Source organism: Pedobacter montanisoli (assembly GCF_022809115.1).
GTDB lineage: Bacteria > Bacteroidota > Bacteroidia > Sphingobacteriales > Sphingobacteriaceae > Pedobacter > Pedobacter montanisoli.
Genome location: NZ_JALGBH010000001.1, coordinates 982,802 through 996,663, shown reverse-complemented (window position 1 = coordinate 996,663; position 13,862 = coordinate 982,802). Strand labels below are relative to the sequence as shown.

The 13,862-nt window shown below is 36.5% G+C and carries 15 protein-coding genes; all 15 read right to left on the bottom strand.

What is annotated here, in order from left to right; all coding sequences use genetic code 11:
- A complete protein-coding gene (locus MMF97_RS04355; RefSeq protein ID WP_243359709.1) occupies nucleotides 1-1,464 on the bottom strand; it encodes a complex I subunit 4 family protein in 1,464 nt (487 codons plus the stop codon).
- Between the two features lie 20 nt (nucleotides 1,465-1,484).
- Nucleotides 1,485-3,386 carry an NADH-quinone oxidoreductase subunit L gene (nuoL, locus tag MMF97_RS04350; protein ID WP_243359700.1) on the bottom strand — a complete coding sequence of 634 codons (1,902 nt, stop codon included), beginning with the start codon at nucleotides 3,384-3,386 and terminating at the stop codon, nucleotides 1,485-1,487.
- 15 nt (nucleotides 3,387-3,401) lie between these two features.
- Nucleotides 3,402-3,731, bottom strand: a complete 330-nt coding sequence (gene nuoK / locus MMF97_RS04345; protein ID WP_243359697.1) for an NADH-quinone oxidoreductase subunit NuoK — start codon at nucleotides 3,729-3,731, stop codon at nucleotides 3,402-3,404.
- Nucleotides 3,724-4,230: an NADH-quinone oxidoreductase subunit J family protein gene (locus tag MMF97_RS04340; protein ID WP_243359696.1), complete on the bottom strand. Its 507-nt coding sequence runs from the start codon at nucleotides 4,228-4,230 to the stop codon at nucleotides 3,724-3,726. Before MMF97_RS04340 ends, nuoK begins: the two co-directional genes overlap by 8 nt.
- Nucleotides 4,231-4,329: 99 nt before the next feature.
- Entirely contained in the window at nucleotides 4,330-4,830 is a 501-nt protein-coding gene (locus MMF97_RS04335; RefSeq protein WP_243359694.1) for a NuoI/complex I 23 kDa subunit family protein, read from the bottom strand.
- A complete protein-coding gene (gene nuoH / locus MMF97_RS04330; protein WP_243359691.1) occupies nucleotides 4,830-5,867 on the bottom strand; it encodes an NADH-quinone oxidoreductase subunit NuoH in 1,038 nt (345 codons plus the stop codon). The genes MMF97_RS04335 and nuoH overlap by 1 nt, the downstream gene beginning before the upstream one ends.
- A complete protein-coding gene (locus MMF97_RS04325) occupies nucleotides 5,867-6,877 on the bottom strand; it encodes a 2Fe-2S iron-sulfur cluster-binding protein (RefSeq protein WP_243359689.1) in 1,011 nt (336 codons plus the stop codon). Before MMF97_RS04325 ends, nuoH begins: the two co-directional genes overlap by 1 nt.
- Nucleotides 6,878-6,928: 51 nt before the next feature.
- On the bottom strand, nucleotides 6,929-7,294 hold the full coding sequence (locus tag MMF97_RS04320) for a four helix bundle protein (protein WP_243359687.1): 366 nt from the start codon (nucleotides 7,292-7,294) through the stop codon (nucleotides 6,929-6,931).
- An 11-nt stretch (nucleotides 7,295-7,305) separates the two neighbouring features.
- Nucleotides 7,306-8,679, bottom strand: a complete 1,374-nt coding sequence (gene nuoF / locus MMF97_RS04315) for an NADH-quinone oxidoreductase subunit NuoF (RefSeq protein ID WP_243359678.1) — start codon at nucleotides 8,677-8,679, stop codon at nucleotides 7,306-7,308.
- A 64-nt stretch (nucleotides 8,680-8,743) separates the two neighbouring features.
- Complete coding sequence (locus tag MMF97_RS04310) at nucleotides 8,744-9,268, bottom strand: NADH-quinone oxidoreductase subunit NuoE family protein (RefSeq protein WP_243359675.1); 525 nt, start codon at nucleotides 9,266-9,268, stop codon at nucleotides 8,744-8,746.
- Nucleotides 9,261-10,478, bottom strand: coding sequence for an NADH-quinone oxidoreductase subunit D (locus MMF97_RS04305; RefSeq protein ID WP_243359666.1), 1,218 nt, complete (start codon nucleotides 10,476-10,478; stop codon nucleotides 9,261-9,263). The genes MMF97_RS04310 and MMF97_RS04305 overlap by 8 nt, the downstream gene beginning before the upstream one ends.
- A gap of 3 nt (nucleotides 10,479-10,481) precedes the next feature.
- Complete coding sequence (locus MMF97_RS04300; RefSeq protein WP_243359664.1) at nucleotides 10,482-10,982, bottom strand: NADH-quinone oxidoreductase subunit C; 501 nt, start codon at nucleotides 10,980-10,982, stop codon at nucleotides 10,482-10,484.
- Nucleotides 10,982-11,524, bottom strand: coding sequence for an NADH-quinone oxidoreductase subunit B (locus MMF97_RS04295; RefSeq protein WP_243359663.1), 543 nt, complete (start codon nucleotides 11,522-11,524; stop codon nucleotides 10,982-10,984). Before MMF97_RS04295 ends, MMF97_RS04300 begins: the two co-directional genes overlap by 1 nt.
- A 111-nt stretch (nucleotides 11,525-11,635) precedes the next feature.
- Nucleotides 11,636-12,007: an NADH-quinone oxidoreductase subunit A gene (locus MMF97_RS04290; RefSeq protein WP_243359662.1), complete on the bottom strand. Its 372-nt coding sequence runs from the start codon at nucleotides 12,005-12,007 to the stop codon at nucleotides 11,636-11,638.
- Nucleotides 12,008-12,084: 77 nt separating this feature from the next.
- On the bottom strand, nucleotides 12,085-13,815 hold the full coding sequence (locus tag MMF97_RS04285; RefSeq protein ID WP_243359661.1) for a tetratricopeptide repeat protein: 1,731 nt from the start codon (nucleotides 13,813-13,815) through the stop codon (nucleotides 12,085-12,087).
- Between the last annotated feature and the right edge of the window lie 47 nt (nucleotides 13,816-13,862).

Genomic DNA, 13,862 nt, shown 5'->3' with positions numbered 1-13,862 from the left:
CTAATTTACCCCTGTTAGTTTTTGATTTACTTGTTCTATTAAATGTTGTACTGATGCTTCTGAAAGATGCAGTAATGGCTTAGGATATACACCTATGATAATAACTAAAGCACAGATGATATAAAGCACGATCTTTTCTGAGCCTTTAATATCTGTAAAGCCCGCAGTAAGTGCATTGGTCTCACCCAACATCATGTTCTGATACGTTCTGAACATATATACTGCACCAAAAATAATGGTTAAACCAGCAACTGCACCAAGCCAGGCATTATAGTTATATACGCTAAGCAATAATAAAAACTCACCAATAAACCCGTTGGTACCTGGTAAGGCTACGGCGCCTAACATAATGATCAGGAACACAATAGCTAACTGAGGAGCTACTTTTGCCAAACCTCCCAGTTCTTCTATTTTGTTGGTTTTTAATCTTGAATATATAATATCCAATACAAAGAATAAACCTATAACGTTAATACCGTGACTTAACATCTGTATCATAACTCCTTGCAGGCTTTGAGCAGTGAAAGCAAATACACCAGCAGCAATCAAACCTACGTGAGCAACCGATGAATAAGCGATTAAACGTTTGGCATCTTTTTGTTTAAAGGCAATAATAGAAGCATAAACAACACCTATTACTGCTAATACCATAACCAGAGAAAGCCATGTATCTGTTCCTTGGGGCACAACTGGTATAAGCCATCTCACAGCACCATAAACCCCCATCTTTAACATGATACCAGCCAATAACATAGTTCCTGCAGCAGGTGCAGTAGTATAAGTATCTGGTTGCCATGTATGGAAAGGGAAAACAGGCATTTTAATCGCAAAAGCTAAAAAGAAAGCCCAGAATATCCACGATTGCTGAGTGGTATCTAAGTTAAGTGCATAGAAAGCATTGATGTCAAAATTATGCATAGGGTTCTGCAAATACAGGTAAATGATACCCAAAAGCATAAACAACGATCCAGCAATAGTGTAAACAAAAAACTTCATGTTTACTTTAATGCGGTCTTTACCTCCCCACATTGCGCAGATAAAGTAAATTGGAATCAAGGCTGCTTCCCATCCTATGTAGAATAAAAAGGCATCAAAAGCCGTAAATACCACAATTAACCCACTTTGCATGAATAATATCAGGCCATAAAAAGCATTTGAATTTTCATAATTACGCTTATAGCTTGCTAAAATGATTAGCGGAGTTAAAATATTGGTTAAGATTACGGTAATTAAACTAATTCCATCTATCCCAACATTAAAATGAATACCTAATTGAGCTATCCAGCTTACATCAGTTACAAACTGACGACTTGCATCGGGGGTAAACTGACAAACAATAACACCCGTAATAACAAGTGATATAATTGAAAATATTAATGCAATAGTTTTTGCGCCGTTACCCTTAATAAAAGAGGTAAGAATTGCGCCAACTAATGGTAAAAATATAAGTAGTAAAAGTTCCATTTATATTTATTGAGCCTTTTTTACGATAATGATAAATATGTGTATAACATTAGGGCAATGACACCCACTACCATCAGTAAAATATAGTAACCTACATTTCCTGATTGTAATAATCTCAAGCCTTTACTTCCTTCATTTGCAGACCAGCCTAAGCCGTTTACAATTCCGTCTATAATTTTTGTATCAACCACTTTATAGAAAAACTTAGATAAAGCATCTAAAGGTTTTCTGATGATGGCATCATAAATCTCGTCTAAATAGAATTTATGATAAGAAAGTTTTTCAAGGAAAGATCGTGGAGCTTCATCTGCAACCGGCAATGCTGCACTTTTAACATATTTGTTGTAGGCAAATAATAGTGCAATAAGCGCTGCTGCTACAGAAACACCCATTAAAATAAATTCTGTACTGTGATCTAAGTCCAGTTCTTTATGGCTAACATTTGCCCCCGATAACCAACTCGCTAACCAAGCATTACCACCAAATACGTGTGGCATGTTAATCAACCCGCCTAAGATTGACAGAATAGCTAGAATGATTAAAGGCATAGTCATTGCCTTTGGCGATTCGTGGATGTGGTTTTCTTCATGATGTGTGCCTCTATACTTACCGTAGAAAGTTAGGAACATCATTCTGAACATATAAAAAGATGTCAGGAAAGCCGTAAACACGCCCATGATCCACAATAGTTGATTTTGCTGAAATGCATAGGCCAGAATTTCATCTTTTGAGAAAAAGCCTGAGAATGGAGGTAGACCTGCAATAGCAATTGTACCTATCATCATGGTCGCAAAAGTGGTTTTTAATTTACCTTTTAAACCTCCCATATGGCGCATATCCTGTTCATGATGCATTGCGTGTATTACAGAACCTGCCCCCAAAAATAAAAGTGCTTTAAAAAAGGCATGTGTAAGTACATGAAAAAATGATCCTGTATAAGCACCCACACCTAAACCCAAAAACATATAGCCTAATTGCGATACAGTTGAGTAAGCCAGCACTTTTTTAATATCTGTTTGTGTTAAAGCTATTAATGCAGCTATTAATGCCGTTGCCATTCCAATAATGGCAATTACATTTTGCGTAACCGGAGCCAAATCAAATAATACGCTTGATCTTGCGATCATATAGATACCAGCTGTTACCATGGTAGCTGCGTGAATTAATGCCGAAACTGGTGTTGGACCCGCCATCGCATCAGGCAACCAAGTAAATAAAGGTAATTGAGCCGATTTACCACAAGCTCCAATAAACAATAGTAATGTAATAACGATCAGTGTACCATGACCGGGCAACATTTTAGCAGCCAAAGGAAAAACTTTGGCAAATTCTATGCTACCGAAAAAGCCAAACATTAAAAATACACCTAATAAGAAACCTAAGTCACCAATACGGTTCATTACAAAGGCCTTCTTTGCAGCGCTGGCATAGTTACGGTTAGTATACCAAAAGCCAATCAGTAAATATGAACATAAACCTACACCTTCCCAACCAATAAACATCACGATGTAATTGGATCCCAATACCAGAATAAGCATGAAAAAGATAAACAGGTTTAGGTAACTGAAAAACTTACCAAAGCCTGCATCTTCATGCATATAAGCTGTAGAATAAATATGTATTAAAAATCCGATTCCGGTTATAATCAGAAGCATTACCGAACTTAATGGATCATACAGGAACGAAAGCGGAATATGTAAATTACCTACACTTATCCAATCAAAAAGTGTTACAGTAACTTGTTTATCTGCTAATGTACCTAGCTGAAAAAATAAGTATAAGCTCAGTATAAATGAAGCAAAAATCACACCGCTTCCAATAAAGCCAACAGCACCTTTACTTAATTTATTTCTTCCTAAACCGTTTATGATAAAACCTAAAAGCGGAAGTAGCGGAACTAACCAAAGTAAACTTTCAATCATCTTACTATAATAAAATTACCACTTAAGGCGGTTTAACACGTTAATATCTATTGATTGCGTATTCCTGTACACCATTACAATTATACTTAGGCCTATTGCAACTTCTGCAGCAGCCAAAGCCATGATAAAGAATACAAAAACCTGTCCTGAAGGATCATTATGATGCACTGAAAACGCTGCCAATAGCAAGTTCACCGCATTTAACATTAACTCTACAGACATGAAGATAACGATGGCATTTCTACGTATCAGAACGCCTATTACGCCAATCGTAAAAATAGCTGCACAAAACCATATATAATGATTTAGTGGTACTGTTTGCATGGTTTCAACTATGTTACCCATTATCTTTTTCTTCTTTTTTTGTTAACAATACAGCCCCAACCATTGCACTTAATAACAAGATAGACGAAAGCTCAAAAGGCAGCATAAAAGGCCCAAAAAGCTCTTTGCCTAAATTCTCTACCAAACCAATATTAGGGTTACTCAATGTTAAAGGATTATTGATTGATACCGCTTTTAATGATCCTGCAAGGGTTATGAATAAACAACCCCCGGCAACTACGCCTATAACTTTAATTAGAGCAGTTTTATTCGGTTCATTTTCTTTATTGAGATTGAGTAGCATCAGTACAAATAAAAAGAGTACCATGATAGCTCCCATATAGACAATAAAATTAACTACGGCCAAAAATTGTGCATTAAGTAGAACATAGTGCACAGTAAACGTAAAGAACGTTAAGATTAAGTATAATACACTATGAATGGGATTTTTAGCAAAAATCACCATTAAAGCAAAGAATATACTTAATGTTGCTACAAAATAGAATACTGATGTACCCATTAATTTTTATTTAGTTGTTAGTCTCTTCGTCATGCTGAACTTGTTTCAGAATCTTCCTCGCAGATGCTGAACTAAATTCAGCATGACGGCTTTTTAAAATTATTTTACCTCCAAAGGGGCTTCTACCAGTTTATCTTTACCGTAAATAAAGTTTTTACGTAAATAATCTGCCGGAACAATAGGTCCGTCAAGATAGATTGCTTCTTTTGGACATGCTTCCTCACATAAACCACAGAAAATGCAACGCAACATGTTTATTTCATAAACCACTGCATATTTTTCTTCTCTATATAAATGTTTTTCGTCGTTCTTACGTTCAGCAGCAATCATTGTAATCGCTTCTGCAGGACATGATAACGCACATAATCCACAAGCCGTACAACGTTCTCTACCCTCCTCGTCTCTTTTTAAAGAATGCATACCTCTCCAGTTCAGTGAAAATTCTCTTTCCTGCTCAGGATATTTAATGGTTGCACTTTTTTTGAAAAAGTGACTAATAGTAGTAGCCAAGCCTTTCGCAATGACAGGTAAATACATTCTCTCTGCCAAATTGAGCGACTTTTGCTCTAATACCTTTTTCTTATTACTTAATGATTCCATTAAAAATTATTTACTAATGCGATAACAATACCTGTAATAACAATATTTGCAATAGCCAAAGGAATTAAAACCTTCCAGCCTAAATTCATCAGCTGATCATAGCGGAAACGCGGAATGGTCCAACGCACCCACATAAAAAAGAAGATGAATGCAAATATTTTCATGAAAAATATGAATGAACCAAACAAAGGAGCCCAGAATGGCCCTAAAATGGTAGCCATATAATCCATACCCGGATAGTTATATCCTCCAAAATAAAGTGTAGCCATTACAGTTGAAGAAACAAACATATTGATGTACTCTGCAAAAAGGTAGAAACCTAACTTCATTGATGAATACTCCATATGATAACCTCCGTTTAACTCTGCCTCACACTCAGGCAAGTCAAAAGGTGCACGATTGGTCTCTGCAAATGAACATACCATAAAGATCAAGAAACCTAATGGTTGATATATGACATTCCAATGCCAGCTACTCTGTTGTTCAACTATACTTTTTAAGCTTAATGTATTGGTTACCAATAAAAGCGCAATGATTGATAGCCCCATGGCTATTTCATAGCTAATGTTTTGTGAAGCAGCACGAATAGCACTTAATAAAGAGAATTTATTATTTGACGCCCACCCGCCAATCATAATTCCATAAACACCCAAAGAAACTACACCAAAAATATACAACAGGCCAACATTGATATCTGTAACCTGCAAAGGCATTACTTTTCCATTTATGGTAATATCTTGCCCCCACGGTATTACTGCGGTACCTATACAAGCACACAACATAGCCAGCCCAGGACCAACTAAAAACAACCATTTATTTGAACTGCTCGGTATAATCTCTTCTTTCATGAACATTTTGACACCATCAGCCAAAGGCTGTAAAATACCAAAAGGCCCTGCTCTGTCTGGCCCTAAACGATCTTGCAAGAATGCAGCAACTTTACGTTCGGCGTAAGTAGAGTACATGGCAATAACTAAGCTGATTGCAAAAATTACTGTTACCAGTATAAATTTTTCTATAACAAAATTAGTATCCATTAAAACTTGGTTGTTTTTTCTAACTCAATTTTATTAGCCGCCTGTAATTCAGGATTTTCTTTAATTACCGGAAGCGGTTTAAATGTTTCGTAATGATTTGATGAAATTACCGATGTATCTGATATATGAGTTGGATGTTCCAATGTCCAATCAGAAGTTTTCTTTTTATCGAAGCGACACTCGTTACAGATAAACTCTTCTACTTCTCCAAATTGATCTTTTCTCGCTGTAACACGTAAAACATCTTCGCCTTTATACCAAAGGGTTACCTTCCCATTACATTTTTCGTGGTTGCAGTTTCTATGTGCATCAACTGGTTTGGTAAACCAAACGCGATTTTTAAAACGGAAAGTTTTATCGGTTAAAGCACCTACAGGGCATACATCGATAACGTTTCCTGAGAAATCATTGTCTACCGCATTTTGGATATAAGTAGAAATCTCAGAATGGTCGCCACGGTTTAAAATTCCATGAACGCGTTTGTCGGTAATTTGATCTGCAGTAAACACACAACGGTAGCATAAGATGCAACGGTTCATGTGTAACTGTATCTTATCTCCTATATCTATCCTGTCAAAAGTTCTGCGTTCAAACTCATATCTGGTTTTCTGCAAACCATGCTCGTAACTTAAATTCTGTAAATCGCATTCTCCAGCCTGATCACAAACAGGGCAATCTAGAGGGTGATTGATTAATAAAATCTCTACAACTCCCGCACGGGCTTCAAGTACTTCTGGCGAAGTTATATTTTGAACTTCCATACCGTCCATAACCGTAGTGCGACAAGAAGCTACCAGCTTAGGCATTGGCCTAGGATCTTTTTCAGAACCTTTACTTACTTTTACAATACAGGTACGGCATTTTCCACCACTACCTTTAAGTTTTGAATAATAGCACATTGCAGGCGGCACAATATCTCCTCCTATTTGCCTTGCAGCATTTAGAATAGTTGTACCCGGTTCTACTTCTACCGTTATTCCATCTATGGTTACTTTAACTAAATCACTCATTCTTTAAGTCAAAAGTGAAAATTTAAAATTAAAAACATCTAAGTTTTTAACCTATTCTTTATTTATGTTAATTATTATTGAGGCGATTATTTTCGATATTTCATCTACCTCTTTTAATAATTCTTTTACTACCATCCTATCCACTTCTATTACCTCTGTATCTCTCACTAAACAGAGCCAATATTTAGTTTCATTTGCAGATTTTAGTGCTATTGTATAGAAATTTCTAAAATCTTTTCTTGAACTTCCCGCTTTTGCTTCTACTACATTTGCACCTATGGAAGTTGAACTTCTTAATAATTGGTCTATAATTGAAAAGTACAATCTGTCGAATTTTGCTTTAGATATCAGATTAATAATAGCTTTTGAAAAATGATAAGCTCTTATCTTTATATCGTATGCCTTTTCTTCAGACATTTTTTGACTTTTTAATTTTGACTTTTAACTTCCTCCGGAGTCTTTTCAATCGGATTTGCATAATCAGCTAATCCATAATTGCTGGTCTGGCTTTTTACCGGCTCTTTTATATGCCATTCAAATTCATCTCTGAAATGACGAATAGCAGCAGCAACAGGCCATGCAGCAGCATCACCCAATGGACAAATCGTGTTTCCTTCTATTTTTCGTTGAACATCCCACAATAAATCAATGTCATCCAGGGTGCCATGTCCATACTCAATCTTATGAAGAATTTTCTCCAGCCATCCTGTTCCTTCCCTACATGGTGAACATTGACCACAACTTTCATGGTGATAAAAACGAGAGAAATTCCAAGTATTTCTTACAATACACTGATCTTCATCAAAAGCAATAAATCCACCTGAGCCTAACATGGTTCCGGTTGCAAATCCGCCTTCTGATAAAGATTCGTAACTCATTAATCGAGGTTCGCCATTAGCCAATTTAAGAGTTAAATTAGCAGGCAAGATAGGAACTGAAGAGCCTCCGGCTACAGTAGCTTTTAATCGCTTACCGTTTGCTATACCACCACAATATTCATCTGAATAGATAAATTCTTCTACCGGTAAACCTAATTCTATTTCATAAACCCCAGGCTTAACTAAATTACCCGAAGCAGATATCAATTTTGTTCCTGTACTTCTTCCTATACCTATTTTGGCATATTCATCACCACCATCATTTACAATTGGAACTACAGCGGCAATAGACTCTACATTGTTAACCACAGTTGGGCAACCATATAAACCTGCTATAGCCGGAAATGGAGGTTTAATACGAGGATTTCCTCTTTTTCCTTCCAGCGATTCTAAAAGTGCTGTTTCCTCTCCGCAAATGTATGCACCACCACCCGGCTGAACATACAGCTCAAGATCATAACCAGTACCTAAAATATTTTTACCTAATAATCCTGCGGCTTTAGCCTCTTCAATGGCTTTTTCTAATATCCTGATCTGAGGCATCATTTCACCTCTTACATAGATATAAGAAGTATTTGCACCCAAGGCATAACTCGATACAATCATACCTTCAATTAAAGCATGAGGAATGTGTGTCATCAAGTATCTATCCTTGAAAGTACCAGGTTCAGACTCGTCACCATTACACACCAAATAACGAGGCACTCCTTCTGGCTTTGCCAAAAAGCTCCATTTCATCCCTGTAGGAAAACCCGCACCACCACGACCTCTCAAACCAGATTTCTTCACTTCTTCTACCACATCATCAGCAGTCATGGTTTTAAGCGCTTTCTCTACCGACCGATATCCACCCTTTTGACGATATACTTCAAGCGTGTGAATGCCTGGCACATTTATATGTTCTAATAATAGTTTACGTCCCATTTTTCTAGATATGAGATGTGAGATATGAGATGTGAAACTAAAGGTCCAATCTCAATGCTCAAATCTATTGTCGCAAATCTTTATTTTTTAAATCGTCTATCAATTGATCAACCGATTGCTCGGTTAAATTTTCATAAAATGTATATTCAGGTCCGATTTGTAGAACCGGCCCAAATCCGCATGCAGCTAGGCACTCTACTCCTCTCCAGCTAAACATACCATCAGCAGTAATCTCTCCTTCTTTTACACCTAGTCTATTTTCTATATGCTGCATGATTTTTTCGGCTCCTACCAAACAGCAAGGCCCTGTTCTGCAAACCTCTAAAACATATTTCCCTTTAGGTTCTAAAAAGTACATCGTGTAAAAAGATGCTACTTCATAAACCTCAATGGGTTGTATATTAAGATATTCAGCTACTTTATCCATTGCCGGCACACTTGTCCAGCCATATTCTGCCTGCACTAAATGTAAAATAGGCAGCAAAGCAGATTTTTGCCTGCCTTCCGGATAACGTTTTACAACTTCATCAAGCTTTGCTATTAAAGCCGATGAAAATTCTACAGGTTGTGTTTCTTCTACTTTAAGCATCTAATTCTCCTGCAATAATGTTCATACTACTCATGTTTATAATGGCATCTGATAACAACATACCTTCGCTCATTTTTGCAAACATAGAATAATTAATAAAGCTCGGTCTTCTAAAATGCAAACGATAAGGACTTCTTCCTCCGTCGTTGATCAGGTAAAAACCCAATTCACCATTTCCGCCTTCAACAGCATGATAAACTTCTGCTTTTGGCGCATCAATTTCGCCCATCACAATTTTAAAGTGATAGATCAATGCCTCCATATTGTTATAAACCTCTTCTTTTCCTGGCAGGTAAAAATCTGGCACATCTGCATGAAAGATTCCTTTAGGTTCTGATTTAATCTTTTCTAAAGCCTGCTGAATAAGACTATGGCTCTGCCACATCTCTTCATTTCTAACCAGGTATCTATCGTAAATATCACCGCTGGTTCCTACTGGGATCTCAAAATTGAAATCCTCATATGATGAATAAGGTTCACTTATACGCACATCGTAATCAACACCTGTAGATCTTAACAAAGGACCTGTCCAACCGTAACTAAGAGCCGTTTCCTGTGTAACCTCTGCTACGCCGGCTGTACGATCTATAAAAATACGATTGCGGTTTAAAAGACTTTCAAACTCACGCAATGCTTTAGGAAAAGCAGCTATAAATTTGTTGATTTTAGCAAATGCAGCATCATTAAAATCTCTTTCTAATCCACCGATACGTCCAATATTTGTAGTTAAGCGTGCTCCACATATTTCCTCAAAAATTTCGTAGATATGTTCCCTAAACTGGAAGAAATATAAGAAAGGAGTAGTTGCTCCTGTATCTTGGGCTATGATGGTATTACAAATGATATGATCTGCAATACGCGACAACTCCATGATAATCACCCTCAGATAATCTACTCTTTTTGGTGTTTTGATATTTAACAGTTTTTCAACTGTCATATGCCACCCCATATTATTAATAGGTGACGAGCAATAGTTCAAACGATCAGTAAGCGGTGTTATCTGATAAAAGGGTCTGTGTTCTGCAATTTTCTCAAACGCCCGGTGAATATATCCTATAGTAGAAACGCCACTCACAATGCGCTCTCCATCCAACTGAACTACATTTTGAAACACACCATGCGTTGCAGGGTGTGTAGGCCCCAAATTAAGGGTTACCAACTCATTTTGAGGATCGTTGTCTGTGAAAATCGGTTGATTATTATGTTTCATTTGTTATCTACCAAAAAATTCATCCTTTTTATCTACCCTGTTAGGGTCTTCTAAAGGATATTGTTTTAACATTGGATGTACACCTAAATCATCCATATTTAAAATTCTCCTCAGATCAGGATGCCCTTCAAATTTTACTCCGAAAAAGTCATAGGTTTCCCTCTCCATCCAGTTTGCAGAATTCCAAAGAGCAGTGGCACTGGCAATACGAGGATCATTTTCATGAATAAAAACCTTTAACCTTAATCTTATCCCATTTACCATGCTATGTAAATGATAAACTACAGCAATCAGCTCTTTCTCAGGGTAATGTACTGCTGTAATATCAGTTAAAAAATTAAAGTTTATAATTGTGTTTTCCTTTAGAAAGGTTAAAACATCTATTATTCTGTCTTTAGTTGTAGAGAAAGTTAGTAAGCCATAAGGCTCTGACACATCAAAAAGCTGCTCTCCAAATTTCTCTCCAAGCAGATCGATTAATTCTGTATTCGTTGCTTTAGCCATTATTGTATTCCGTATCCAGCTAACATTTCTTTATATTGAGGAGAATATCTTCTTCTACCCGATTCATTTTTTACCAAATCTTGGATACGCTGAAAGCCATCTAAGATTGCTTCTGGTCTAGGCGGACAGCCCGGCACATAAACATCTACAGGGATAATTTCATCAATACCCTGTAAAACCGAATATGTATCAAAAATACCTCCGCTTGATGCACATGCACCCACAGCCATTACCCAACGTGGCTCAGCCATTTGTAAGTAAACTTGCTTTAATACGGGCCCCATTTTCTTTGCGATGGTTCCCATTACCATTAAAACATCTGCCTGACGGGGCGAAAAGCTTAATCGCTCTGCACCAAAACGACCAAAATCATAATGAGAGCCCATCGTTGCCATAAACTCTATACCACAACATGAAGTTGCAAATGGCAAAGGCCATAATGAATGTGAACGGGCCAAACCAATCACCTTATCTAAAGAAGTGGCAAAAAAGCCTGAGCCTTCAATACCCGGAGGGGCTTCAACTATCTTAATTTCACTCATGTTTTAAACAAAAATGCTTATCCAAGCTGGCTTGGACAAGCAACAAATTTACAATATTTAGCTCCAAATGAATTACGCTAACATCATTTAGAAACAATCTAAATAACCTGCTTAATTCCAGTCTAAAGCTCTCTTTTTGAGAATATAAATAAAGCCTAATAATAATGTAGCCATAAAAATGAACATTTCTATAACTCCATTCCAGCCAAGCTCCCTAAAATTTACAGCCCAGGGATACATAAATATAACCTCTACATCAAAAAGCACGAATAAAATTGCCACCAAGAAATACTTAATGGAAAAAGGTTGACGTGCGTTTCCAACTACTTTAATACCCGATTCAAAAGGGGTTAGTTTATCGCTTGTTTTACGCTTAGGACCTAAAAAGTGGGTTGCCACAAGGGTAACCACAACAAATCCTAATGCAACAATAACCTGAAATATAATAGGTATAAAATCTTGAGCTGTACTCTGTGCTGCCATATTAAATTTAGTTTGTGGCAAATTTAAAAGAAAAAGGCAGGATTACAAACCCTGCCTTCTTTATCCTTATTTTAAAATTACTTTTTAATTGGACTTTTTTTAGCTGGTGCTGGTGCAGGAGATAACGCTTTTAAACTCTCTGTTGCATAGCTGTTTTGTGGATCTAATGCTAAAGTTTTGTTAAAATATTCTTTAGCTTTTTCTTTATCAGTATTTGCGTAAAACTGTCCGATATTGTTATATGCATCGATCAAGTTTCTGCTATTCTGAGCAGCTTTTTCAGGTTTAGTTACAGTTACCAATTCTACAAATTTCTCATAGAATGGAATAGCTAATCCTTTTTGGTTTTCGCCATTATCTTTGATATCTAACAATTTATTTACACGAGCTCTCTGAATGTATGTGCTTTCATAATCAGGAGCCATTTCAATAACTTTAGCATAAGCCGCATCAGCTTCTACTAATAAATCTCTACTTGGGTTTTTATGTGCCTGATCAGCAAAAGCATAATCAAAATAATTTGAGTAACCCAAGAAGAAATAAGCCATTGCTAAGTTAGGGTTCTTACTATTGGCTTTTGTAAGAATTCTATAAGCGTCTGCAGCTTTTTTATAGTTTTTATTGTCAAAATACTTTTTAGCCAAATCACCTAACGCTTCATATTTAGTAGAGTCTAATTCTATTGCTTTAGTAATATTAACGAAAGCCAAACTATCTTGTCCAACGGCTTGCTCTGCTTTACCTAAGTATAAATAGTCTGAACCTAAGATACGAGATGCATCTTGTTTTCTGTTAAACAGCTCATTCATGTATTTAATACCTTGCTCATAGTTTTTATTTTCTATAGCAGAATAACCTCTCATCCTTGTAACGATAAAAGTTTTAGGGTTATTAGCGTCTGGTGCCTGTAAAGTTGCAACTTCTTTTTCCAATGTTGCGAAATCATTTGCATAAACTAAGAACTGAGCATAACGTAAACGAGATTCAAAAGATTTATCTGTTAAATCAAGATATTTTCTGTAATTCTCTAACGCTTCGTTGCGTTTAGCGGCTCCATTCTTAGGATCAAAATCTGACCATTGCATATTTAACTCAGCCAATTCACGGTAAGCCGGACCATAATTAGGATCTGCTTCTATTACTTTTTTCAAAGCCGCCTCTGATTCTGGGAAAGCATAAGCTTCTTTATACATTTTTCCAATTTGTACATTGGCACGAGATAAAGCTGGATTAATATCCAAAGCTCTTAAATATTGAGGATATGCCTCTGTATTTTTCTTTTGTTGAGCCCAGTAATCTGCCAACGCAAGAAATACATCTGCATCTTTATCTTTAGAATCTAACTCATCTGCTTTTTGCAAATTAGGTAAGGCCGATACATAATCAGGATTCTTTTGATCAATATAAGCTCTTCCTATAGCTAAGTAGGTTAGATAATTTTTTGCTCCTAATTGAATAGCTTTATCAAAATTAGCTTTGGCTGCCGCCGCATTATTTTGCATTAAATCAGCTTGTCCTAAGCCTACATAATTCAAAGGATTTTTAGCATCGGCCGTTACACCATTATTAAATACAATTTTAGCCGAGTCAACATCATCTGTTAATAAATAAACGCGACCAAGATTATAATAGTTATCTCCTGATTTAGCTTGGTTCGCAACTAATGTTTTAAGCATAGAAGTTGCTTTTTGATACTGTTCTGCATCAATAGCTTTTTTCGCATCGGCTAAACTCTGAGCAAATGAGGCAGCTCCACCCATCAATACTAACCCTAATACAAGGGCTGCTGTTTTCTTAATCATTTTCATTGTTTTCTATTAGTTAATTTTGAGATAAGTTTTACTGCATGTATGTG